We start from the raw sequence: 20918 nt of genomic DNA, 5'->3' as shown, positions 1-20918 counted from the left end.
TTTCACTCACCTGCCGTTAAAGCCCGTCCCTATGCGCTTCTTCTACAAATCCACACCCAACTTTTCTCGGCTATAATTCGATCATCAGTGAGCTTTATCATTTTCTGAAATTTTATTCTTTATTGCATTTTCATTATTACTCTTCCTAATCACTTTCCCTTGCAACTTAGCAAATAATAAAAAAGGCCTTAAACTTCTTCTATATATTAGAAAAGTTTAAGGTCTTTTTTTATTTTTTCGCTTTTGCTTGCGCCCCAGCTTTACGTGCCGCTCGTCTTTCTTCCAGTCTCTGGCGATCAACATCTGACTGTGCATTGTATTTCGGCAAAACTAATAACTGATAAGCATTGACTGCTAAAAAAGGGAACAGCAATAATGTAACCCAGCTATCAATATTTCCTTCCTCAACCATTAATGCCGGAAGCCATTCAACTGTCGTAATTACAATCATAAAGAATAAAGCCGAGATAAACGTTTCTTTATTGGTCCATTTCGCTTTGAAGTATGCTGTTATAAATGCGGTAATAAGCAGAATCGCTAACAACACTCCATACAGCCAAACCTGTCCAACCGTTTCTGCATTCGGTGCAAACCGGAAAACGATTAAATCTAAAACCACTACCACAATAATTAAAACTTGGACCCAATTCCATAACCGCAGCGTGCGGAAAATATTCATCCCGATTTGATGCACCGTCAAATAAGCGAAGAAACACAATTGACTGATAATACTCATTGTCAGTCCAATAATGACCATCCAGACAAACCCGGCAATCACTTCTCCCCATTCTCCGTTTGCTACCGGCTTAGAAAATATATCGTTCCAGCGGATGAATATGCCCAGGATACCGGTTACTCCCCCACCGATTAAAAGTGCTTTAAAGAAAAACTTAACCCAGTTTCGTATTGTCACGTTAATGCCTCCATTGTTTGAAATCCTCTTAAGATTGTATCAACCCGCAATAAAAAAATCCATCGGCCGCACAAGTTTGATGTGAACAATGCTTGAAAGTCGTGACAATTTGTCAAATATCAAAGAAAAGCCCGGAAGTCGACTCCGACTCCGGACTTCTAATTTTATTTTTTAGCGAATTGAGCGAGAATCTGTTCCGCAATTTCACCATAAATTTTTCCTGTTGGATGGTCTTCCAAGTATACCGACGGAGCAAAGTCTGCTTCATTCCAATCTGGTTGGCCTAAAGGAATTTGTCCAAGCAAAGGCACTTGCAATTCTTCAGCAAGTTTTGGGCCGCCGCCTTGGCCAAATAGATATTCTCTTTTGCCTGTTTCTTTGCTCTCAAACCAAGACATGTTCTCGATAACCCCTAGTACTTCGTGGTCTGTTTGAATCGCCATAGCGCCAGCACGCGCAGCTACAAAAGCAGCCGTCGGATGCGGAGTGGTAACAACGATCTCTTTGGATGCCGGTAGCATCTGGTGGATATCCAATGCTACATCGCCTGTTCCTGGTGGCAAGTCCAATAGTAGATAGTCGAGATCTCCCCATTCCACGTCACGGAAAAATTGATCCAGAACTTTTCCTAGCATTGGGCCACGCCATACCACGGGCATATTGTCTTCCACGAAGAAGCCCATCGAAATAACTTTCACACCAAAACGCTCTACCGGAATAATCGTTTCTCCACGGACTACAGGGACTTTATCAATACCCATCATATCCGGAACACTAAAACCGTAAATGTCAGCATCAATCAAGCCGACTTTCTTGCCAAGGCGCGCTAGTGCAATCGCCAAGTTAACGGAAACCGTTGATTTTCCGACGCCGCCTTTTCCGCTCGCAATCGAAATGAATTCTACTTTGTTCAAGGGTGAAAGCAAGTCCTGCGCTTCCGATTCGCTTGCTGTTCCGCGGAACTGAGCTAGCGTCTCCGGTGCCAGTTCTTCAAAACGGATGCCGACAGAGTCTGCTCCCGCTCCTTTCAGCACATCAACCACTTTCATTTGCAATTGCATTTGTTCAGGTGTATTGGTTTTTGCAATCGCCAATTTAACACTCACGTGATTTTTTTCTTCTTTTATTTTCACAGACGTTATGCCGTTTGTTTCCGTCAGCGATCTATGTAAAAACGGATCTTGTAACTCTCCGAGTACTTCGCGAACTTGAATTTCAGTTAACATATCCTACACTCCCTATCACTTTTGCTCACCCTAAAGTATAACATAGACATTTTCATTTTAAATCTATTCTGTCTTTTATAGAAAACGCTTTTTGCCACACAGCTGGGTTGGCTTACGATCCGAGAAGCTGGCTCCTGCAGCTGGACCTGAAGAAAAGCGGAAGGGCTTGCTCCATTTCAAAGCCGTATAAACAAACAAAACCCCTTTTCTCCAGAGAGAAAAGGGGTTTCTGTAAAATTAACGTTTTGAGAACTGAGGTGCACGACGAGCTGAACGAAGACCTGGTTTCTTACGTTCTTTCATACGTGGGTCACGAGTTAAGAATCCAGCTGATTTCAAAGCAGCACGGAAAGCAGGATCTACAGTAAGTAGAGCGCGTGCAATTCCGTGGCGTACTGCTCCAGCTTGACCTGTAAAGCCTCCGCCTCTTACGTTTACAAGTACGTCATAGCTACCTAGAGTTTCAGTAGTTACTAGTGGTTGTTTGATGATTTGTTCAAGTGTTTCGTATGGAACGTAATCCGATACGTCACGGTTGTTGATTGTAATTGTGCCGTCTCCTGGTACTAAACGTACGCGAGCTGTAGAGTTTTTACGGCGACCTGTACCAATATATTGAACTTGTGCCAAAGGTGTATCCTCCTCTTATTTACTAATTATTATCCGCGAAGTGTATAAGCTTCTGGTTGTTGTGCTTGGTGGTTATGTTCTGATCCAGCATAAACGTGTAATTTTTTGAACTGTTGACGACCTAAAGTGTTTTTAGGAAGCATCCCTTTAATAGCCAATTCAAGCATTTTTGTCGGGTATTTTGTACGCATTTCAAGAGCTGTACGTTGTTTCAAACCACCTGTGTATTGAGTGTGGCGGTAGTAAATTTTGTCAGCTAATTTGTTACCAGTAAGGTGAATCTTTTCAGCGTTGATGATGATCACGTGGTCACCTGTGTCAACGTTTGGTGTGAATGTTGGTTTGTATTTACCGCGTAGGATTGAAGCGACTTCAGAAGCCAAACGACCAAGAGTTTGCCCTTCTGCATCGACAACCAACCATTTACGCTCTACTTCGTGACCTTTAGCCATGAATGTTGTACGCATGTATATTGTCCTCCTAAAATATCATCTCTTTTATAATCATGTTCCTTTGTTCCTTTGTTGCATGTTCGTTCCGTTGTTCCGTTTTTTCGTTATCCCTTAACACTAATAACCTTCCGGGGCATATCGTGGGGGTAATGAAAATACCATACATCATCATATAACGAATGGTGTCTAAAGTCAAGGGTTTTTCCAAAAACACCTGGAAAAGTTGCTTCAGCTTTCGTACTCCACATTTTCCAGGTATAAACCATGTGCAGCTGCCGTTTTCCCGGCTCTGCTCCGGTCCGCCGCTCCAACAATTTCCGCCAGCTCTGAAGCGTCTCTTCTGCCGATTCCCACTTCCATCAAAGTGCCGGCAATAATGCGGACCATATTATACAAAAACCCGGAGCCTTCAATGACCATATGCAGTTCTTCGCCATGCTCTTCAAACTCCAAGTGACGGATTGTCCGGACTTTATCCACTACTCCAGTATTCGCTGCACAAAAACTTGAAAAATCATGCGTACCAAGAATCGCTTTTGAAGCAATCCTCATTTGAGCAACATCCGGCAGCTGCTTTACATGTACCAGATAGTTCCGCGTAAATGGGCTGATGACTTTGCTGCGGTTCCATTTATAGCGATAGGTTTTTCCGCTGGTATGATACCTGGCATGAAATGCGGGGTCCGTTTCTTCAATATCATGTACCCGGATATCTTCAGGCAGAAGCACATTGAGCGCTTTCAGCCAACCGTTCAACGGAATATCAAGCGGACTGTCAAAATGGATCACCTGTCCTGTAGCATGCACTTTCGCATCGGTGCGGCCGCTCGCCACCACTTGAATGGCTTCGCCTTTATGGATTCTCTTTAACACCGTCAACAATTCCTGCTGAACAGTACGTGAATCAGGTTGGATCTGATATCCTGCAAATCCAGAACCATCGTAAGCAATTTTCGCTTTATATCGTTTCATACATTCTCTCCTTACGTGCGGAAATACCAGAGCACTGCCGTTAATCCGACCAGCAGCATTAAGCTCAGTGTATCTTTCATCCGCCAATCTAGCTGGCGGTATCGCGTTCTGCCGGCACCGCCGCGGTATCCCCGGACTTCCATCGCCGTTGCCAAGTCTTCGGCTCGCTTAAAGGCGCTGACGAACAACGGGATCAATAGCGGCACTACCGCCTTGATGCGTTCTTTTACTGGACCTGAGCCAATATCCGATCCTCTCGCCATTTGCGCTTTTAAAATCTTGCCCGTTTCATCCATTAACGTCGGGATGAATCGCAGCGAAATGGACATCATCAGCGCCAACTCATGGACCGGAAGCTTAAACCGCTTAAATGGACCAAGCAGTACCTCAATGCCATCCGTAATTGATATCGGTGAAGTTGTGAGCGTTAAAATACTGGTAATGAACACCAGCACCAAAAACCGGATGGAAATAAAAATCCCTTGCCGCAAACCTTCCTCATAAATTTCAATAAAGCCAAAATCAAGTAAGATTTCCCCTTCTTTTGTAAAGAAAATGTGCAGGAGGAATGTAAATATCAATAAAATGAAGACCGGCTTTAACCCATTTACAAGGAAGTATAAGCGAATCTTTGATAAAAACACGATAAAAAACGTGAATGACAATAAAACAAGATAAGTTAAAGTATTATTCGCCACAAAGACGATTCCAATAAAAATAAAGACGAATAGGATTTTTGCTCGAGGGTCCAGTCGATGGATAAACGAATCTCCTGGTATAAAGCGGCCAAAAATCATTTTTTCCATCATTCGGATTCACGCCCTTCCGAAAGCGCCAGCGCCAAGTTTTTTGCCAACGCTTCTTCTGTCAGGGAAATCCCGTCCAGTTTAATGCCCATCTTTTCTTCGAATTTCCGCTGAAGCCGGACCGTACGGGGCGGCTCTAAGCGATAGTCCAGTAATTGTTCTTCATTGGCAAAAATATCTCTAGGCTCTCCCGTCGCTACACATTTCCCATTGTGCATGATAGCCACTTGGTCTGCGTAGCGGGCTGCGTCTTCCATGCTATGAGTAACGAGCACCGTCGTTAAACCTTTTTGTATATGAAGCTGATGAAACAGGTCCATAATCTCCCGGCGTCCTTTAGGATCCAGACCGGCAGTCGGTTCATCAAGTACCAGAACTTCAGGATCCATGGCCAGTACACCCGCAATTGCGACACGGCGCATTTGCCCTCCTGATAAATCAAATGGCGATTTCTGCAATACTTCCGGCGGCAAACCAAGCTGTTCGACCAATTCATGAGCGCGTCGGCTTGCTTCTTCTTCAGAAACGCCGTAATTCAATGGACCAAACATGATATCCTTCAAAACGGTTTCGTCAAACAACTGCTGCTCTGGAAACTGAAAAACGATGCCTACTTGCCGACGGATTCCACGTAGATTTTTAGCTTTTGTCTTCGCTTCAATCTGCTGTTCCCCGATGACAACGGACCCTTCAGTCGGTTTTAACAAAGCATTCAAATGCTGCAAGACGGTTGATTTTCCAGACCCCGTATGGCCAATGATCGCTGTATATGAGCCTGACGGAATATGCAAACTGACATCATGCAAGGCTCTTTTCTCAAAAGGCGTATTAACTGCATAACTGTATCCTACTTCTCGGAGTAAAATGTCCATAAATCCTCCACTAGCTCGTCTTCTGTCATATGTTCTCCATGAACTTGAATTCCTGCTTCTCTCAGCAAATGCGTCATGCGCATCGCAAAAGGCAAATCCAAGCCGAGCTTTGTTAATTCGTTGCCAGTTAAAAATACTTCTTCCGGCGTACCTTCTTTATGCTTATGTCCTGCATTCATCACAATGATGCGGTCTGCAAGCGCAGCTTCTTCCAAATCGTGAGTAATCGAAATAACCGTTAGACCTGTTTCTTCCCGCAATTCACGGATCGTTTCTATAACTTCCATGCGTCCCTGCGGATCAAGCATCGAAGTCGCTTCATCCAGAATTAGAAGCCTCGGCCTTAACGCCAAGGCACCTGCTATCGCTACTCGCTGCTTTTGTCCGCCGGAAAGATGGTGTGGCTCATGATCCAAATAATCTTCCATCTTTACTTGGCGCAGAGACTCTTTGACGCGAACCACCATTTCCTCGTGCGGCACTCCATTATTCTCTAAGGCAAAAGCTACGTCATCCTGGACAGTTGCGCCTACAAACTGGTTGTCAGGATTCTGGAATACCATTCCCATCTGAGAACGGATACTCCATAGACTTTCTTCCGACATCGTTTGGCCCATCGCTTCAACTTTGCCTTTCCCGGGAAACAACAACCCGTTCATTAACTTGGCAATTGTCGATTTTCCAGAGCCATTGTGACCAACCAGAGCAATCCATTGTCCTTCTTCAATTGTAAAAGACAGATCTTCTACTGCAGGTCTTACCGTTTCATCTTCTGGCATATATGTAAATGTCACATCTTCAAATGACATAATAATCGAATTCATCTCAGCTAACCTCCTCTAATCCAACTCTAATCTCTACTCTACTCGGTTTTATAAGCATATGTAAAATAAATAAAAAAAGCGCGCACCTCATTCAGAGAAATGCGCTTTTCTGTCTATGGCTCCCCCGATTGCTTAAGCCGGAGTTGAATGAGGTGCGTAGAGCTAGACAAGACGCCGCCAGTAAAGGCTCGCTCATCATAACACTCAGCTTTTCATATATTGTCGTATAAATCGTGATGCTAAAAGAAGAGGGTGTTTACCCTCTTCAAGTGATTAAACTAATTCAATAATTACGATTGGTGCGCCGTCTCCGCGACGAGGCCCCATTTTCATGATGCGAGTATAACCGCCTTGGCGTTCTGCATAGCGTGGTGCAACGTCATCAAACAATTTTTGCAAAGCAAAGATTGTGTTTTCGTTACCTTCTGCATCCGTAGATGTTACTAGCTCACGACGAATATATGCTGCAGCTTTACGGCGTGCGTGAAGATCTCCACGTTTGCCAAGCGTAATCATTTTTTCTACCGTTGAACGCACTTCTTTCGCACGAGCTTCAGTCGTTTGAATGCGCTCATGTACGATTAAGTCTGTTGTAAGGTCACGTAATAGTGCTTTACGTTGAGAACTTGTACGTTGAAGCTTTCTCATTGAAGTTTCCCTCCTTTGTTAAATAGTTCGGATCAGATTACTAGTGTTCAGTCTTCTTTGCGAAGCCCTAGCCCTAGATCTTCTAACTTCACTTTAACCTCTTCAAGTGATTTGCGTCCGAGGTTGCGTACTTTCATCATGTCGTCTTCCGACTTGCTTGCCAGTTCGTGTACCGTATTGATACCCGCACGCTTTAAGCAGTTGTAAGATCGAACCGAAAGATCAAGTTCTTCGATAGTCATCTCTAAAACTTTTTCTTTTTGGTCTTCTTCTTTTTCAACCATGATTTCAGCCGTTTGTGCCTCATCTGTCAATCCTACGAAGATATTTAAATGCTCAGTAAAGATTTTAGCACCAAGTGCAATTGCCTCTTTTGGACCAATGCTGCCATCTGTCCAAACATCAAGAGATAATTTATCGAAATTAGCGAGTTGACCCACTCGTGTATTTTCTACTTGGAAGTTAACACGTGAAACAGGAGTATAAATAGAATCAATCGGGATAACACCAATTGGCAAATCATCACGTTTGTTTTGATCAGCCCGTGCATATCCACGGCCTCTATTCGCATACATGCGCATACGGAGGTGGCCGCCTTTAGCGATTGTTGCAATATATAAATCCGGATTCAGAATTTCAACGTCACTATCGTGCGTGATATCTGCAGCCGTAACCGTTCCATCACCTTTGACATCAATTTCAATGACTTTTTCTTCGTCAGAGTAAATCTTCAGAGCCAGTTTCTTAATATTCAAAATGATAGAGGCCACATCTTCTTCTACACCTTCAACAGTGGAGAATTCGTGTAATACACCGTCAATTTGAATCGAAGTAACAGCAGCGCCTGGTAAAGATGAAAGTAAGATTCGACGTAAGGAGTTCCCTAAAGTGGTTCCATATCCACGTTCAAGCGGTTCAACAACAAATTTTCCAAACTTGGAATTGTTGTCGATCTCGACCGTTTCAATTTTCGGTTTTTCTATTTCGAGCATTCATTTTACCCTCCTTCAAAACGTCGGTGTTTTTTTCGTTTCATCAAGAATTCGATAGTCACAGACTTTCGCTACAATTCGGAACACATTCAGTAAGTCGTGATGTTCAAAAATCCTATTCAGATTAACGATTACACGCGGCGGCGTTTCGGTGGACGGCAACCGTTATGAGGTACTGGAGTTACATCTTTGATAGCTGTAACTTCTAGTCCGGCAGCTTGAAGCGCACGGATTGCAGCCTCACGACCTGAACCAGGACCTTTAACTGTAACTTCTAAAGTTTTAAGACCGTGTTCGATTGAAGTTTTAGCAGCGGTTTCAGCAGCCATTTGAGCAGCGAAAGGTGTAGATTTACGTGAACCTCTAAATCCTAATGCACCTGCACTTGACCAAGATACTGCGTTACCTTGCATATCTGTAATCGTAACAATTGTGTTGTTAAATGTTGAGCGGATGTGAGCAATACCAGATTCGATATTCTTTTTCACACGACGCTTACGAGTTTGTTGTTTACGTGCCATGTTAAGAAGAAACCTCCTTTACTGATTATTTTTTCTTGTTCGCAACTGTTTTACGAGGACCTTTACGCGTACGCGCATTGTTCTTCGTATTTTGACCGCGTACAGGCAGTCCACGACGGTGGCGGATTCCCCGGAAGCTAGCAATTTCCATCAAGCGTTTGATGTTCATAGATACTTCACGGCGAAGGTCACCTTCGATTTTGTATTGGTCTAATTGTTCACGGATATTGTTCAACTCGTCTTCAGTAAGATCGCGGACGCGAGTATCTTCAGAGATACCAGCAGAAGCAAGTACTTTCTGAGCAGTAGTTTTACCAACACCAAAAATGTAAGTTAATGAAATAACAACGCGTTTGTCGCGCGGAATGTCAACACCAGCAATACGTGCCATGTGTATGATGCACCTCCTTCATATTAGCCTTGTCTTTGTTTGTGTTTCGGATTTTCACAGATTACCATTACTTTACCGTTTCTGCGAATAACTTTACATTTTTCACAGATCGGTTTTACAGATGGTCTCACTTTCATCTAACCCAACCTCCTTAGTAGTCCGGAGTGCAAAAGATTATTTAAAACGGTATGTGATACGACCGCGTGTTAAATCGTAAGGAGAAAGTTCCACTGTTACTTTATCTCCTGGCAGAATGCGGATGAAGTGCATGCGAATCTTGCCTGATACATGTGCAAGAATCGTATGGCCGTTCTCCAATTCCACTTTAAACATCGCGTTAGGCAAAGTCTCAACGACTGTTCCTTCAATTTCAATTACATCGTCTTTCGCCATCGACCCAGTCTCCCTTCTGTATACAAATCAGGTTCTCATCTTCAAACAGTATTTGCTGATTGAATAGTTGTATTATATTCATTCACCAGGAATGCATGAGTGACATTCGAAAGACAGGCTCCGAGTTCCACTGCCCGCAAAATGCGGAGAGGGGGTAATCCGGTTTATCCAGTCTGACTCATGTTTCCTCGACCGTCCGGACTGCCTTGGATGAGTTCCAAACCCGTTACACAGATGCTTCCACGAAACCCATTATACTATTTCCAGTGCTTAAATGCACTTTATGCACTCGGCACCGGACTTCATATAATAAGCCTTGTTTGCTTTTGCAGCTCTCGAAAATTCATATCTCCGGTGCTCCTTAAAGCCACATGGAGGCAACTAACTGCGCCCGGCGCCGGGGATTAGCCTCGGTCGCCCTTTAGAAGAGCATCAATGTCAGCAAATACTTTTTGAATGTCCTGCTGTCCATCTATATTTTTCAACACGCCTTTGTTTTCATAGAAATCAAGAAGCGGCTGTGTTTGTTTAATGTTTACTTCTAAACGGTTTGTGACGGTTTCAGGATTGTCATCTTCACGCTGGTATAGTTCGCCGCCGTCTTTGTCGCACACACCTTCAACTTGAGGCGGGTTAAACACTAGATGGTAAGCAGTTCCACACACTTTGCAAATCCGACGACCTGTTAAGCGTTTAACAAGTTCATCTTGTTCAACTTGGATATTTACGACATGCTCGATTCTTTTGCCAAGATCGGCAAGAAGAGATTCCAGCGCTTCAGCTTGTGGGACTGTACGCGGAAAGCCATCTAACAGAAAGCCTTCGTTGCAATCCACTGCGCTAAGACGCTCACGGACGATACCGATAGTCACTTCATCGGGCACTAATGCCCCTTGATCCATGAACGATTTTGCTTCCAAGCCTAGTTTCGTACCACCTTTGATAGCAGCACGGAACATATCACCTGTAGAAATATGAGGGATGTCGTACTTCTCAACTATTCTGTCTGCTTGAGTGCCTTTTCCGGCACCTGGTAGACCCATTAATACGATATTCATACGGTTTTGCCCCCTCAGACAAGTAGCAAGGAACGTTTTACCATTCCCAAGACCCTTGATTATTTCATAAAGCCTTTATAATGACGTTTAACAAGTTGTGATTCCAGTTGTTTCATTGTTTCAAGCGCTACCCCTACGATGATCAATAAACTAGTCCCGCCGATTTGAGCCGATTGGGGCAAGCCCGCAAGGTTGATGAAGAAAATCGGCATAACTGAAATAACTGCAAGGAAAATAGCGCCGACAAATGTTAAACGGTATAACACACTTGTTAAATAATCTTGTGTATTTTTTCCCGGACGGATTCCTGGAATATAAGCACCTTGCTTTTTCAAGTTATCCGACATGTTTTCAGGATTTACCTGAATGAATGCATAGAAGTACGTGAATGCAACAATCAAAGCGACATAAATGATCATGCCGACAGGACGGGTGTAATCAAACGTATTCTGTACTGCATCCGTAAACGCGTTGGCTCCAAAGAAAGAAGCGATGGTTTGTGGCGTAATGATAAACGCTACTGCAAAGATTACCGGAATAACCCCAGCCGAGTTTACTTTCAAAGGTAAATGCGTTTGTTGTGCACTTGTTGTTTGGCCGCGGCCAGCAACACGTTTTGCATACTGAATTGGAATTTTGCGCAGCGCTTGCTGTACATAGATAACCAAAACAGTAACAGCAACAACTGCTAACGCAAGCAATGCCATGATGGCAAGATTGATTGGAAGTTGATCTCCAGCTCCTTCAATCTGCTGTGCATATAATTGGTTGATAGCTCCAGGTATTGCAGCGACAATCCCAGCGAAGATGATAATCGAAATACCGTTCCCCACACCTTTTGCCGTAATCTGCTCACCAAGCCACAGTAGAAAAGCTGTACCGCCCGTTAAAACAATCGCGATGACTGCATAAGTTGCAATCGTATCGTTCTGTATTAATGTTCCACCATAAATTTGGTTGAAACCGTAAGACATTCCGATCGCTTGTATAAAGGCAAGTACTATTGTGAAGTAGCGAGTGAATTGAGCAAGTTTCCGTCTTCCGACTTCCCCTTGTTTCGCCCACTCAGCAAATTTCGGTACAACGTCCATCTGCAATAATTGCACGATGATTGACGCTGTAATGTATGGCATAATTCCCATCGCTAAAATCGAAAAGTTAGCAAGGGCGCCTCCACCGAAAGTATTTAAGAATCCAATCAAGCCAGCTTGATCGGTAGCTTGCAATACATCCGCATCGACATTCGGCACCGGAATGAAAGTTCCGAGGCGGAAAATGACGAGCATCAGTAATGTAAAGAAAATTTTATTTCGAATATCAGTCACGCGCATAAAATTGGAGATTGTCTGAAACATTAAAGCACCTCGGTTTGTCCACCGGCAGCTTCGATCGCTTCTTTAGCTGATCCAGAGAATTTGTGAGCTCTAACAGTCAGTTTCTTCTCTAAACTACCATTGCCTAGAATCTTGATTCCAGAACGTTCGTTGCTCACAACACCTGATTCAATCAGCAATGCAGGTGTAATTTCTGTGCCTTCGTCGAAACGGTTCAATACATCAAGGTTCACAATAGCGTAGTCTTTGCGGTTTATGTTCGTAAATCCGCGTTTAGGCAAACGACGGAACAATGGGTTTTGACCACCCTCGAATCCAGGGCGAACTCCGCCGCCTGAACGTGCGTTTTGACCTTTATGACCTTTACCTGCTGTTTTACCAGTACCTGAACCGATACCGCGTCCGATACGCTTTCTAGAACTGCGTGAACCTTCTGCTGGTTTTAATTCATGAAGTTTCATTTGGTTGGCACCTCCTTCTATAGAAATCAGGGATTAAACTTCTTTAATAGTTACTAAATGAGCGACTTTATCAAGCATACCGCGAACGGCTGCATTGTCTTGCTGCTCAACTGTTTGATTCATTTTGCGTAGTCCAAGTGATTGAACAACTTTACGTTGTGTCGGTTTTGAACCGATCACAGATTTTGTGAGGGTAATTTCTAGTTTAGTAGCCATGTAATTTTCCCTCCTTATCCTAATAGCTCTTCTGTAGTTTTGCCGCGTAGTTTTGCAACTTGTTCAGCACTTTTCAGTTGAGTTAAACCGTTGATAGTTGCACGCACCATGTTGATTGGTGTGCTTGAACCTAAAGATTTAGACAAGATGTCTTGTACTCCAGCAAGTTCAAGTACCGCACGGACAGGTCCGCCTGCAATTACCCCAGTACCCGGTGAAGCAGGTTTGATAAGAATCTGGCCAGCACCAAAGCGGCCGATTACTAGATGTGGAGTTGTACCTTTAACCATAGGTACTTCAATTAGGTTTTTCTTCGCATCTTCAATAGCTTTACGGATTGCATCTGGAACTTCTTGTGCTTTACCAGTACCAAAGCCGACATTACCATTTTTGTCGCCTACAACAACTAATGCGGAGAAACGGAAACGACGTCCACCTTTTACAACTTTCGCTACGCGGTTAATCGTAACTACGCGTTCTTCAAGTTCAAGTTTGTTTGGATCAATACGACGCATGAAATGTGTCCCTCCTTCTTTTAAAATTGTAAACCATTTTCACGTGCAGCTTCTGCAAGAGCTTTAACACGTCCATGATATAAATAACCACCGCGGTCAAAAACAATCGATGTAAATCCTTGTTCAACAGCGCGTTTTGCGATAGTTTCGCCAACTTTTGCTGCAGCTTCAAGATTTCCTTTTGAACCTTCGAAGTCTTTTTCCATTGATGATGCGCTAGTTAATGTTACACCATTTACGTCATCGATCAATTGTGCATAAATGTATTTATTTGAACGGAATACGTTTAAACGCGGGCGTGATGCTGTACCCGTGATTTTAGAACGTACACGAGCATGACGCTTTTTACGAGATGCGTTTTTATCGAGTTTCGTAATCACTGAGGTCACTCCTTTCAGACTGCCTAAGCAGCATTATTTACCTGTTTTACCTTCTTTGCGGCGAACTTTTTCCCCTTCGTAACGAATCCCTTTGCCTTTATATGGCTCTGGCGGACGTACTTGGCGGATGTTTGAAGCAAGTGCTCCAACCCGTTCTTTGTCAATACCTCTAACGATAACGCGAGTGTTAGCTGGAACTTCAACTGAAACTCCTTCTTCCGGAGTAAATTCTACCGGATGTGAGTAACCAACGTTAAGAACCAATTTTTGTCCTTGTAATTGCGCACGGTAACCAACACCAACTAATTCAAGCACACGCTCGAATCCTTCAGAAACTCCATGAACCATGTTCGCTAGCAAAGCACGAGTTGTACCGTGAATTGTGCGGTGTTCTTTTGAATCTGAAGGACGTGTTAGAGTTAGCACGTTTTCTTCTTGTGTAATTGCGATATCTTTGTTAAATGTGCGAGTCAACTCGCCTTTAGGACCTTTAACAGTTACGACGTTGTTGTCTCCAACTGTGATCGTAACGCTTGCAGGAACCTCGATTGGTTTTTTACCTACACGTGACATTCTGTTGCACCTCCATTCGTTTGTTGTCTATTACCAAACGTATGCTATGATTTCTCCGCCGATTTGTTTCGCGCGGGCTTCTTTATCAGTAATTAATCCTTGGGATGTCGATACTAAAGCGATTCCTAGACCGTTTAGTACACGTGGCACCTCATTAGTTTTAGCGTATACACGCAATCCTGGTTTTGAAATACGTTTCAATCCAGTAATAACGCGTTCGTTGTTAGCTCCGTATTTTAAGAAAATCCGGATCATGCCTTGTTTGTCGTCTTCAACATATTCAACGTCACGGACGAAACCTTCACGCTTAAGAATTTCAGCGATGTCTTTTTTCACGTTAGAAGCTGGAAGCTCTAATTTCTCGTGACGTACCATATTCGCATTACGAATGCGTGTCAGCATATCTGCAATCGGATCTGTCATTGTCATTACTTTTACCTCCTTCCCAAATTAGGGGATTACCAGCTGGCTTTTTTGACGCCAGGAATTTGTCCCACATATGCAAGTTCACGGAAACAAATACGGCAAAGTTTAAATTTGCGTAATACTGAATGCGGACGCCCGCATCTTTCACAGCGTGTGTACTCTTGTACTTTAAACTTTGGCGTGCGTTTTTGTTTTGCGATCATAGATTTTTTAGCCACGTTTACGCCTCCCTCACGTTTACTTTTGGAACGGCATTCCGAATTGTGTTAATAACTCACGAGCTTCTTCATCAGAGTTCGCAGTTGTTACAATTACGATGTCCATACCGCGTACTTTAGAAACTTTATCATAATCGATTTCAGGGAAGATCAATTGTTCTTTCACGCCAAGTGTGTAGTTACCGCGTCCGTCGAAAGATTTTTTCGAAACGCCACGGAAGTCACGTACACGTGGAAGTGAGATAGCAATTAATTTATCCAGGAAGTCGTACATACGCTCTCCGCGTAGTGTAACTTTACATCCGATTGGCATTCCTTCACGAAGACGGAAACCAGCGATAGATTTCTTAGCTTTAGTAATAACTGGTTTTTGACCAGTAATCGTTTGTAATTCTTCAACAGCCGAGTCAAGAGACTTAGTGTTTTGAACAGCTTCACCCACACCCATATTGACAACAATTTTATCAACTTTAGGAGTTTGCATTACTGATTTATATTCAAACTTGCTCACTAGAGCAGGAGTGATTTCATTCACATATTTTTCTTTTAGGCGGTTCATGTGTGTACCTCCCTTCATTCAGGAATTTTATTTATCTAATTTTTCACCGGATTTTTTTGCAACACGAACTTTTTTACCATCTTCAACCTTATATCCTACACGAGTCGGCTCGCCGGATTTAGGGTCAAGTAACATAACGTTAGAAACGTGAATTGCTGCTTCTTGGCTGACAATTCCACCTTGTGGGTTTGCCTGGTTCGGTTTTGTATGCTTCTTGATGATGTTGACACCTTCAATAAGCACGCGGTCTTTCTTAGGTAGAGCAGCTAAAACAACACCTGTTTTGCCTTTATCTTTACCTGAGATCACCTTAACTGTATCGCCTTTTTTAACATGCATTCTGTCGCACCTCCTTGGTATGGCACATTGATTTATTAAAGAACTTCAGGAGCAAGTGAAACGATTTTCATGAAGTTGCTGTCGCGAAGTTCGCGTGCAACAGGTCCGAAAATACGTGTTCCGCGTGGACCTTTATCGTCACGAATGATAACACATGCATTTTCATCAAATTTGATGTAAGTACCATCTTTACGGCGAGCTCCGCTTTTCGTGCGAACGATGACAGCCTTAACGACTTCACCCTTCTTAACAACGCCACCTGGTGTTGCTTTCTTCACGGTACAAACGATTACGTCACCGATGTTTGCAGTCTTACGACCAGAACCACCAAGTACTTTAATCGCTAGTACTTCACGAGCACCCGAGTTGTCTGCAACTTTTAAACGACTTTCCTGTTGGATCACTTAGGTTACCTCCCTCCGGAATTTCTTAGGTTCCGAACTTATTTAAATTAGATAATAACCGCTTTTTCTACAATTTCCAATACGCGGAAACGTTTTGTAGCTGATAGCGGACGAGTTTCCATGATACGAACGATGTCGCCCATTTTCGCTTCGTTTAGCTCATCATGAGCTTTAAATTTCTTAGAGTATTTTACACGTTTGCCATAAAGTGCATGCTTCTTTTGAGTTTCAACCATTACTGTAACGGTTTTGTCCATTTTGTCAGACACAACACGGCCTGTGTATACTTTGCGTTGGTTACGCTCAGTCATACTTGCAAACCTCCTCTCGAATTATCAGTTATTGCCACTGATTTCTCTTTCATGAATCACAGTTTTCATACGCGCGATCGCTTTACGAACTTCGCGGATGCGAGCAGTGTTTTCTAATTGACCAGTAGCCAATTGGAAGCGAAGGTTGAAAAGCTCTTCTTTCAGTGATTTCACTTTTTGTTCGATTTCAGCAGTGGTTAAGTCACGGATTTCATTAGCTTTCATTCGATTCACCACCAATTTCTTCACGTTTTACGAACTTCGTTTTGATCGGAAGTTTGTGAGATGCAAGGCGCAATGCTTCGCGTGCCACTTCTTCAGATACTCCTGCAAGTTCAAACATAATTTTACCTGTTTTAACAACCGCTACCCAGCCTTCAGGCGAACCTTTACCGGATCCCATACGAACCTCAAGAGGCTTTTTCGTATATGGTTTATGCGGGAAAATTTTAATCCATACTTTACCGCCACGTTTCATGTAACGAGTCATGGAAATACGTGCTGCTTCGATTTGGCGGTTTGTGATCCAAGATGATTCTAAAGCTTGGAGACCAAATTCACCGAATGCGATTTCTTTGCCGCCTTTAGCTTCTCCGCGCATTTTTCCGCGGTGCTCACGACGATATTTAACGCGTTTAGGCATTAACATATTATTTGCCTCCTTCCTCAGATTTCTTCTTAGTTGGAAGGACTTCACCGCGGTAGATCCATACTTTTACGCCAAGCTTACCATAAGTAGTGTCTGCTTCAGCATGCGCATAATCGATGTCAGCGCGTAGCGTATGGAGCGGAACAGTGCCTTCACTGTAGTGTTCAGCACGCGCAATGTCAGCGCCGCCTAGACGTCCAGATACTTGAGTTTTGATCCCTTTAGCGCCAGAACGCATAGTGCGCTGGATTGCTTGTTTTTGTGCACGACGGAAAGACACGCGGTTTTCCAATTGACGTGCTACGCTTTCAGCAACTAGTCTCGCATCAAGGTCAGCTCTTTTGATTTCGATGATGTTGATGTGTACACGCTTGCCAGTCATAGTATTAAGCTGTTTGCGAAGTACTTCTACTTCAGAACCACCTTTACCAATTACCATACCTGGTTTCGCAGTGTGAATCGTTACGTTTACACGGTTTGCAGCGCGTTCAATTTCAATTTTTGAAACTGATGCTTCTTTCAAACGTGCTTCGATGTATTCACGGATTTTAATATCTTCGTGAAGAAGTGTCGCATAGTCTTTTTCAGCGTACCATTTGGACTCCCAGTCACGAATGATTCCGATACGCATCCCTATTGGATGTATTTTTTGTCCCACGAATTATCCCTCCTTCTTCTCAGATACCACTAATGTGATGTGGCTTGTACGTTTGTTGATTGCGCTTGCGCGTCCCATTGCACGTGGACGGAAACGTTTTAATGTTGGACCTTCATCAACGAATACTTCGCTAACGATCAAGTTGTCCAGGTTCATTTCGTAGTTGTGTTCAGCGTTAGCAGCTGCAGATTTTAATAACTTCTCAATAACAATCGATGATGCTTTTGGAGTGTGTTTTAAAATCGCAACGGCTTCGCCAATTTGCTTGCCTCGGATTAAATCTACTACTAAACGGACTTTACGAGGAGCAATACGTACTGTTCTAGCAACAGCTTTTGCTTGCATGGGGAAATCCTCCTCTCAATTAACGTCTTGTTTTCTTATCGTCTGCACCATGACTAGCGTATTTGCGTGTTGGAGCAAATTCACCTAGTTTATGGCCTACCATATCTTCAGTTACGTATACAGGGATGTGCTTACGGCCATCGTATACTGCAATTGTTTGTCCGATGAATGTCGGGAAAATTGTAGAACGGCGAGACCAAGTTTTAATCACTTGTTTTTTCTCAGAATCCTTTTGCGCTTCAACTTTTTTCATAAGATGATCGTCAGCAAAAGGTCCTTTTTTCAAGCTGCGGCCCATTTGGGATCCTCCCTTCGTGATCGCACCACGGTTCTTATGCTGAACCGTAGCGGAATCAAATTATTTTTTACGACGACGCACGATGAACTTGTCTGACTTGTTCGTTTTCTTGCGTGTTTTGTATCCAAGAGTCGGTTTACCCCATGGAGACATTGGTGATTTACGTCCGATTGGCGAACGTCCTTCACCACCACCGTGTGGGTGATCGTTAGGGTTCATTACAGATCCGCGGACTGTTGAGCGTTTGCCTAACCAGCGGTTACGGCCTGCTTTACCAATGTTAATCAATTCGTGTTGTTCGTTCCCTACAGCACCGATAGTTGCGCGGCAAGTAGCAAGAATCATGCGAACTTCACCTGATTGCAAACGCACAGTTACGTATTTGCCTTCTTTACCAAGCACCTGAGCTGAAGTTCCTGCAGAGCGTACTAGTTGTCCGCCGCCGCCTGGCTTCAATTCAATGTTATGGATTGTAGAACCCATAGGGATGTTTGAAAGTGGCAAAGCGTTACCCGCTTTGATATCAGCTTCGATTCCTGACATGATTTGAGTTCCAACTTCAACGCCTTTTGGAGCCAAGATGTAACGTTTCTCTCCATCAGCGTAATGAATCAATGCGATGTTTGCAGAGCGGTTTGGATCGTATTCGATCGTAGCAACGCGTCCTGGAATGCCATCTTTGTTACGTTTGAAATCGATGACACGGTATTGGCGTTTATGTCCACCACCGTGATGGCGTACAGTTATTTTACCTTGGTTGTTACGGCCGCCTTTACGCTTCGTTGGTTGTAGAAGCGATTTCTCTGGCTTGTTCGTAGTGATTTCAGCGAAATCCGAACTAGTCATGTTACGACGACCGTTAGTGGTAGGTTTATATTTTTTAATCCCCACGTTGTTTCCCTCCTTCTTTGATTAGTTCTATCAGAACTTTAGAAAATTAAATTTCGAATAATTCGATGTCTTTTGAGTCAGCAGTCAATTTAACAATCGCTTTGCGGCGTTTGTTAGTGTAGCCTGCATGTTTGCCCATGCGTTTGAATTTCCCTTTGTAGTTCATGATGTTGACTTTCTCAACTTGAACTCCGAAGATGTCTTGAACAGCATGTTTTACTTGTGTTTTATTAGCGCGAGTGTCCACTTCAAAAGTGTACTTCTTATCTGCCATTACTTCAGAAGAACGCTCAGTAATGACTGGACGCTTTAGAATATCACGTGCTTCCATTAACTAAGCACCTCCTCAATTTTCTCTATTGCCGCTTTTGTCATAACAATTTTGTCATGTCCAAGCAAATCTAAAACGTTAATACCAGTTGCTGCTACCACTGTCATACCTTGAATGTTACGAGCAGACAATGCTACGTTTTCATCCGGGTCAGCAGTTACGAACAAAGCTTTTTTACCAATCGAAAGATCTTGGATCAATTGAGTAAATGCTTTTGTTTTTGGTGCATCAAATGTCAAACCTTCAAGTACCATCAATTTTTCTCCAACTACAGTTGATGAAAGTGCAGAGCGAAGTGCTAAGCGACGGACTTTTTTAGGTAATTTATAGCTATAGCTACGTGGTGTTGGACCGAATACGATACCGCCTCCACGCCATTGTGGCGAACGGATTGAACCTTGACGGGCACGACCAGTTCCTTTTTGGCGCCATGGCTTTTTACCACCACCAGCTACTTCAGAACGGTTTTTTACTTTATGGTTACCTTGACGAAGTGAAGCGCGCTGCATCACAACTGCGTCAAATAACACGGCTTCATTTGGCTCGATACCGAATACATAGTCGTTCAATTCGATGTCGCCCACTTGTGAACCTGTTTGATTTAATAAAGCTACTTTAGGCATTCGTGTTTCCTCCTTCCTCTAAAAAATATTAATTCGATTTGATCGCTGATTTTACGCGAAGCAATGCTTTGCGTGAACCTGGAACATTACCTTTGATTAGAAGCAAGTTACGTTCAGCATCAACCTTAACGATTTGAAGGTTTTGAATCGTAATTGTCGTTCCACCCATTTGACCAGGCAATTTCTTCTGTTTGAATACGCGGTTTGGAGCAACCGGACCCATTGAACCAGGACGACGGTGGTAGCGTGAACCGTGAGTCATTGGTCCGCGTGATTGTCCGTGGCGTTTGATAACACCCTGGAAACCTTTACCTTTTGTTGTTCCTGTAACATCTACTACATCGCCTTCTGCGAATACATCTACTTTGACTTCCTGACCAATCTCGTAATCAGCTAAGTTTACATTGCGAAGTTCGCGAATGAAGCGCTTAGGAGCAGTGTTCGCTTTTGCTACGTGTCCTTTAGCTGGTTTGTTAGAAAGCTTTTCGCGCTTATCTTCAAAACCTAACTGGATCGCTTCGTAGCCGTCAACCTCAACTGTTTTCTTTTGAAGTACTACGTTTGGAGCAGCTTCAACTACAGTTACAGGGATTAAATCACCGTTCTCAGCAAAAACTTGCGTCATACCGATTTTTCTACCTAAGATTCCTTTGGTCATGTTGTCACACCTCCTGTGATTATTTGAGTTT

36 protein-coding genes are annotated in these 20918 nt (G+C 43.3%); all 36 read right to left on the bottom strand.

All coding sequences use genetic code 11. The features are described 5' to 3' along the window. Positions 1-229: 229 nt before the first annotated feature. Positions 230-913 (bottom strand): KinB-signaling pathway activation protein, encoded by a 684-nt coding sequence (locus tag QWY16_RS00850; protein WP_300990981.1) that lies wholly within the window; start codon positions 911-913, stop codon positions 230-232. Between the two features lie 164 nt (positions 914-1077). After that, positions 1078-2139: an iron-sulfur carrier protein/transcriptional regulator SalA gene (locus QWY16_RS00845; RefSeq protein WP_300990980.1), complete on the bottom strand. Its 1062-nt coding sequence runs from the start codon at positions 2137-2139 to the stop codon at positions 1078-1080. Positions 2140-2376: 237 nt separating this feature from the next. Beyond that, a complete protein-coding gene (gene rpsI, locus QWY16_RS00840; protein ID WP_300990979.1) occupies positions 2377-2769 on the bottom strand; it encodes a 30S ribosomal protein S9 in 393 nt (130 codons plus the stop codon). Positions 2770-2798: 29 nt separating this feature from the next. Then, complete coding sequence (gene rplM / locus QWY16_RS00835) at positions 2799-3236, bottom strand: 50S ribosomal protein L13 (protein WP_300990978.1); 438 nt, start codon at positions 3234-3236, stop codon at positions 2799-2801. 213 nt (positions 3237-3449) lie between these two features. After that, positions 3450-4193 carry a tRNA pseudouridine(38-40) synthase TruA gene (gene truA / locus QWY16_RS00830; RefSeq protein WP_300990977.1) on the bottom strand — a complete coding sequence of 248 codons (744 nt, stop codon included), beginning with the start codon at positions 4191-4193 and terminating at the stop codon, positions 3450-3452. Positions 4194-4204: 11 nt separating this feature from the next. Continuing rightward, the gene (locus QWY16_RS00825) at positions 4205-5002 is read right to left on the bottom strand and encodes an energy-coupling factor transporter transmembrane component T family protein (RefSeq protein ID WP_300990976.1); all 798 of its coding nucleotides are present in this window, start codon (positions 5000-5002) and stop codon (positions 4205-4207) included. Beyond that, positions 4999-5871 (bottom strand): energy-coupling factor ABC transporter ATP-binding protein, encoded by an 873-nt coding sequence (locus QWY16_RS00820; protein WP_300990974.1) that lies wholly within the window; start codon positions 5869-5871, stop codon positions 4999-5001. Before QWY16_RS00820 ends, QWY16_RS00825 begins: the two co-directional genes overlap by 4 nt. Beyond that, the gene (locus QWY16_RS00815; RefSeq protein WP_300990973.1) at positions 5847-6695 is read right to left on the bottom strand and encodes an energy-coupling factor ABC transporter ATP-binding protein; all 849 of its coding nucleotides are present in this window, start codon (positions 6693-6695) and stop codon (positions 5847-5849) included. The genes QWY16_RS00820 and QWY16_RS00815 overlap by 25 nt, the downstream gene beginning before the upstream one ends. 273 nt (positions 6696-6968) lie before the next feature. Then, positions 6969-7343, bottom strand: a complete 375-nt coding sequence (gene rplQ / locus QWY16_RS00810) for a 50S ribosomal protein L17 (RefSeq protein ID WP_036803955.1) — start codon at positions 7341-7343, stop codon at positions 6969-6971. A 47-nt stretch (positions 7344-7390) separates the two neighbouring features. Continuing rightward, positions 7391-8335: a DNA-directed RNA polymerase subunit alpha gene (locus tag QWY16_RS00805; RefSeq protein WP_300990972.1), complete on the bottom strand. Its 945-nt coding sequence runs from the start codon at positions 8333-8335 to the stop codon at positions 7391-7393. A gap of 131 nt (positions 8336-8466) precedes the next feature. Beyond that, the gene (gene rpsK, locus QWY16_RS00800; RefSeq protein WP_006828953.1) at positions 8467-8856 is read right to left on the bottom strand and encodes a 30S ribosomal protein S11; all 390 of its coding nucleotides are present in this window, start codon (positions 8854-8856) and stop codon (positions 8467-8469) included. Between the two features lie 25 nt (positions 8857-8881). Next, entirely contained in the window at positions 8882-9247 is a 366-nt protein-coding gene (gene rpsM / locus QWY16_RS00795) for a 30S ribosomal protein S13 (protein ID WP_204893730.1), read from the bottom strand. Between the two features lie 23 nt (positions 9248-9270). Then, on the bottom strand, positions 9271-9384 hold the full coding sequence (gene rpmJ, locus QWY16_RS00790) for a 50S ribosomal protein L36 (RefSeq protein ID WP_006828951.1): 114 nt from the start codon (positions 9382-9384) through the stop codon (positions 9271-9273). Between the two features lie 37 nt (positions 9385-9421). Further along, positions 9422-9640 carry a translation initiation factor IF-1 gene (gene infA / locus QWY16_RS00785; protein ID WP_006828950.1) on the bottom strand — a complete coding sequence of 73 codons (219 nt, stop codon included), beginning with the start codon at positions 9638-9640 and terminating at the stop codon, positions 9422-9424. 404 nt (positions 9641-10044) lie between these two features. Beyond that, entirely contained in the window at positions 10045-10698 is a 654-nt protein-coding gene (locus tag QWY16_RS00780; protein ID WP_300990971.1) for an adenylate kinase, read from the bottom strand. Between the two features lie 59 nt (positions 10699-10757). Beyond that, positions 10758-12053 (bottom strand): preprotein translocase subunit SecY, encoded by a 1296-nt coding sequence (gene secY, locus QWY16_RS00775; RefSeq protein WP_300990970.1) that lies wholly within the window; start codon positions 12051-12053, stop codon positions 10758-10760. After that, entirely contained in the window at positions 12053-12493 is a 441-nt protein-coding gene (rplO, locus tag QWY16_RS00770; protein ID WP_300990969.1) for a 50S ribosomal protein L15, read from the bottom strand. The genes secY and rplO overlap by 1 nt, the downstream gene beginning before the upstream one ends. A gap of 33 nt (positions 12494-12526) precedes the next feature. Further along, complete coding sequence (gene rpmD / locus QWY16_RS00765) at positions 12527-12709, bottom strand: 50S ribosomal protein L30 (protein WP_300990968.1); 183 nt, start codon at positions 12707-12709, stop codon at positions 12527-12529. Positions 12710-12723: 14 nt separating this feature from the next. Further along, complete coding sequence (gene rpsE, locus QWY16_RS00760) at positions 12724-13224, bottom strand: 30S ribosomal protein S5 (protein ID WP_300990967.1); 501 nt, start codon at positions 13222-13224, stop codon at positions 12724-12726. A gap of 20 nt (positions 13225-13244) precedes the next feature. Continuing rightward, positions 13245-13604 carry a 50S ribosomal protein L18 gene (gene rplR, locus QWY16_RS00755; protein WP_300990966.1) on the bottom strand — a complete coding sequence of 120 codons (360 nt, stop codon included), beginning with the start codon at positions 13602-13604 and terminating at the stop codon, positions 13245-13247. 33 nt (positions 13605-13637) lie between these two features. After that, complete coding sequence (gene rplF / locus QWY16_RS00750) at positions 13638-14177, bottom strand: 50S ribosomal protein L6 (protein WP_300990965.1); 540 nt, start codon at positions 14175-14177, stop codon at positions 13638-13640. A gap of 30 nt (positions 14178-14207) precedes the next feature. Then, positions 14208-14606, bottom strand: coding sequence for a 30S ribosomal protein S8 (gene rpsH, locus QWY16_RS00745; protein ID WP_300990964.1), 399 nt, complete (start codon positions 14604-14606; stop codon positions 14208-14210). A gap of 29 nt (positions 14607-14635) precedes the next feature. Beyond that, positions 14636-14821, bottom strand: a complete 186-nt coding sequence (rpsN, locus tag QWY16_RS00740) for a 30S ribosomal protein S14 (protein WP_006828941.1) — start codon at positions 14819-14821, stop codon at positions 14636-14638. Positions 14822-14840: 19 nt separating this feature from the next. Further along, entirely contained in the window at positions 14841-15380 is a 540-nt protein-coding gene (gene rplE / locus QWY16_RS00735) for a 50S ribosomal protein L5 (protein ID WP_300990963.1), read from the bottom strand. Positions 15381-15407: 27 nt separating this feature from the next. Next, entirely contained in the window at positions 15408-15719 is a 312-nt protein-coding gene (gene rplX, locus QWY16_RS00730; RefSeq protein ID WP_300990962.1) for a 50S ribosomal protein L24, read from the bottom strand. 35 nt (positions 15720-15754) lie between these two features. Next, positions 15755-16123, bottom strand: coding sequence for a 50S ribosomal protein L14 (gene rplN, locus QWY16_RS00725; protein WP_300986745.1), 369 nt, complete (start codon positions 16121-16123; stop codon positions 15755-15757). A gap of 47 nt (positions 16124-16170) precedes the next feature. Then, positions 16171-16434: a 30S ribosomal protein S17 gene (gene rpsQ / locus QWY16_RS00720; protein ID WP_036803914.1), complete on the bottom strand. Its 264-nt coding sequence runs from the start codon at positions 16432-16434 to the stop codon at positions 16171-16173. 24 nt (positions 16435-16458) lie between these two features. Then, on the bottom strand, positions 16459-16659 hold the full coding sequence (rpmC, locus tag QWY16_RS00715) for a 50S ribosomal protein L29 (protein WP_036803912.1): 201 nt from the start codon (positions 16657-16659) through the stop codon (positions 16459-16461). Further along, positions 16649-17083 (bottom strand): 50S ribosomal protein L16, encoded by a 435-nt coding sequence (gene rplP, locus QWY16_RS00710; protein WP_052654124.1) that lies wholly within the window; start codon positions 17081-17083, stop codon positions 16649-16651. The genes rpmC and rplP overlap by 11 nt, the downstream gene beginning before the upstream one ends. 1 nt (position 17084) lies before the next feature. Next, the gene (gene rpsC, locus QWY16_RS00705) at positions 17085-17741 is read right to left on the bottom strand and encodes a 30S ribosomal protein S3 (protein WP_071152057.1); all 657 of its coding nucleotides are present in this window, start codon (positions 17739-17741) and stop codon (positions 17085-17087) included. A 3-nt stretch (positions 17742-17744) separates the two neighbouring features. Continuing rightward, positions 17745-18086 carry a 50S ribosomal protein L22 gene (rplV, locus tag QWY16_RS00700; protein ID WP_300990961.1) on the bottom strand — a complete coding sequence of 114 codons (342 nt, stop codon included), beginning with the start codon at positions 18084-18086 and terminating at the stop codon, positions 17745-17747. 19 nt (positions 18087-18105) lie between these two features. Further along, a complete protein-coding gene (rpsS, locus tag QWY16_RS00695) occupies positions 18106-18384 on the bottom strand; it encodes a 30S ribosomal protein S19 (protein WP_071152059.1) in 279 nt (92 codons plus the stop codon). A gap of 60 nt (positions 18385-18444) precedes the next feature. Further along, positions 18445-19275, bottom strand: a complete 831-nt coding sequence (gene rplB, locus QWY16_RS00690) for a 50S ribosomal protein L2 (RefSeq protein ID WP_300990960.1) — start codon at positions 19273-19275, stop codon at positions 18445-18447. Between the two features lie 46 nt (positions 19276-19321). Next, positions 19322-19606 carry a 50S ribosomal protein L23 gene (gene rplW, locus QWY16_RS00685; RefSeq protein ID WP_300990959.1) on the bottom strand — a complete coding sequence of 95 codons (285 nt, stop codon included), beginning with the start codon at positions 19604-19606 and terminating at the stop codon, positions 19322-19324. Beyond that, on the bottom strand, positions 19606-20229 hold the full coding sequence (gene rplD, locus QWY16_RS00680) for a 50S ribosomal protein L4 (protein ID WP_300990958.1): 624 nt from the start codon (positions 20227-20229) through the stop codon (positions 19606-19608). Before rplD ends, rplW begins: the two co-directional genes overlap by 1 nt. Positions 20230-20257: 28 nt before the next feature. Next, the gene (rplC, locus tag QWY16_RS00675) at positions 20258-20887 is read right to left on the bottom strand and encodes a 50S ribosomal protein L3 (protein ID WP_300990957.1); all 630 of its coding nucleotides are present in this window, start codon (positions 20885-20887) and stop codon (positions 20258-20260) included. Positions 20888-20918: the final 31 nt, after the last annotated feature.

The sequence above is a fragment of the Planococcus shenhongbingii genome (assembly GCF_030413635.1).
GTDB lineage: Bacteria > Bacillota > Bacilli > Bacillales_A > Planococcaceae > Planococcus > Planococcus shenhongbingii.
This window is presented reverse-complemented; position numbering and strand designations above follow the sequence as displayed.

Excerpts from the sequence above, each read along its gene's own strand:
- QWY16_RS00845 (WP_300990980.1), bottom strand. The coding sequence starts at position 2,139 with ATGTTAACTGAAATTCAAGTTCGCGAAGTACTCGGAGAGTTACAAGAT.
- rplM (WP_300990978.1), bottom strand. The coding sequence starts at position 3,236 with ATGCGTACAACATTCATGGCTAAAGGTCACGAAGTAGAGCGTAAATGG.
- truA (WP_300990977.1), bottom strand. The coding sequence starts at position 4,193 with ATGAAACGATATAAAGCGAAAATTGCTTACGATGGTTCTGGATTTGCA.
- QWY16_RS00825 (WP_300990976.1), bottom strand. The coding sequence starts at position 5,002 with ATGATGGAAAAAATGATTTTTGGCCGCTTTATACCAGGAGATTCGTTT.
- QWY16_RS00820 (WP_300990974.1), bottom strand. The coding sequence starts at position 5,871 with ATGGACATTTTACTCCGAGAAGTAGGATACAGTTATGCAGTTAATACG.
- QWY16_RS00815 (WP_300990973.1), bottom strand. The coding sequence starts at position 6,695 with ATGAATTCGATTATTATGTCATTTGAAGATGTGACATTTACATATATG.
- rplQ (WP_036803955.1), bottom strand. The coding sequence starts at position 7,343 with ATGAGAAAGCTTCAACGTACAAGTTCTCAACGTAAAGCACTATTACGT.
- QWY16_RS00805 (WP_300990972.1), bottom strand. The coding sequence starts at position 8,335 with ATGCTCGAAATAGAAAAACCGAAAATTGAAACGGTCGAGATCGACAAC.
- rpsK (WP_006828953.1), bottom strand. The coding sequence starts at position 8,856 with ATGGCACGTAAACAACAAACTCGTAAGCGTCGTGTGAAAAAGAATATC.
- rpsM (WP_204893730.1), bottom strand. The coding sequence starts at position 9,247 with ATGGCACGTATTGCTGGTGTTGACATTCCGCGCGACAAACGCGTTGTT.
- rpmJ (WP_006828951.1), bottom strand. The coding sequence starts at position 9,384 with ATGAAAGTGAGACCATCTGTAAAACCGATCTGTGAAAAATGTAAAGTT.
- infA (WP_006828950.1), bottom strand. The coding sequence starts at position 9,640 with ATGGCGAAAGACGATGTAATTGAAATTGAAGGAACAGTCGTTGAGACT.
- QWY16_RS00780 (WP_300990971.1), bottom strand. The coding sequence starts at position 10,698 with ATGAATATCGTATTAATGGGTCTACCAGGTGCCGGAAAAGGCACTCAA.
- secY (WP_300990970.1), bottom strand. The coding sequence starts at position 12,053 with ATGTTTCAGACAATCTCCAATTTTATGCGCGTGACTGATATTCGAAAT.
- rplO (WP_300990969.1), bottom strand. The coding sequence starts at position 12,493 with ATGAAACTTCATGAATTAAAACCAGCAGAAGGTTCACGCAGTTCTAGA.
- rpmD (WP_300990968.1), bottom strand. The coding sequence starts at position 12,709 with ATGGCTACTAAACTAGAAATTACCCTCACAAAATCTGTGATCGGTTCA.
- rpsE (WP_300990967.1), bottom strand. The coding sequence starts at position 13,224 with ATGCGTCGTATTGATCCAAACAAACTTGAACTTGAAGAACGCGTAGTT.
- rplF (WP_300990965.1), bottom strand. The coding sequence starts at position 14,177 with ATGTCACGTGTAGGTAAAAAACCAATCGAGGTTCCTGCAAGCGTTACG.
- rpsH (WP_300990964.1), bottom strand. The coding sequence starts at position 14,606 with ATGACAATGACAGATCCGATTGCAGATATGCTGACACGCATTCGTAAT.
- rplE (WP_300990963.1), bottom strand. The coding sequence starts at position 15,380 with ATGAACCGCCTAAAAGAAAAATATGTGAATGAAATCACTCCTGCTCTA.
- rplX (WP_300990962.1), bottom strand. The coding sequence starts at position 15,719 with ATGCATGTTAAAAAAGGCGATACAGTTAAGGTGATCTCAGGTAAAGAT.
- rpsQ (WP_036803914.1), bottom strand. The coding sequence starts at position 16,434 with ATGACTGAGCGTAACCAACGCAAAGTATACACAGGCCGTGTTGTGTCT.
- rpmC (WP_036803912.1), bottom strand. The coding sequence starts at position 16,659 with ATGAAAGCTAATGAAATCCGTGACTTAACCACTGCTGAAATCGAACAA.
- rplP (WP_052654124.1), bottom strand. The coding sequence starts at position 17,083 with ATGTTAATGCCTAAACGCGTTAAATATCGTCGTGAGCACCGCGGAAAA.
- rplV (WP_300990961.1), bottom strand. The coding sequence starts at position 18,086 with ATGCAAGCAAAAGCTGTTGCTAGAACAGTACGTATTGCTCCTCGTAAA.
- rpsS (WP_071152059.1), bottom strand. The coding sequence starts at position 18,384 with ATGGGCCGCAGCTTGAAAAAAGGACCTTTTGCTGACGATCATCTTATG.
- rplW (WP_300990959.1), bottom strand. The coding sequence starts at position 19,606 with ATGGAAGCACGTGATATTCTAAAGCGTCCAGTCATTACTGAGCGTTCT.
- rplD (WP_300990958.1), bottom strand. The coding sequence starts at position 20,229 with ATGCCTAAAGTAGCTTTATTAAATCAAACAGGTTCACAAGTGGGCGAC.
- rplC (WP_300990957.1), bottom strand. The coding sequence starts at position 20,887 with ATGACCAAAGGAATCTTAGGTAGAAAAATCGGTATGACGCAAGTTTTT.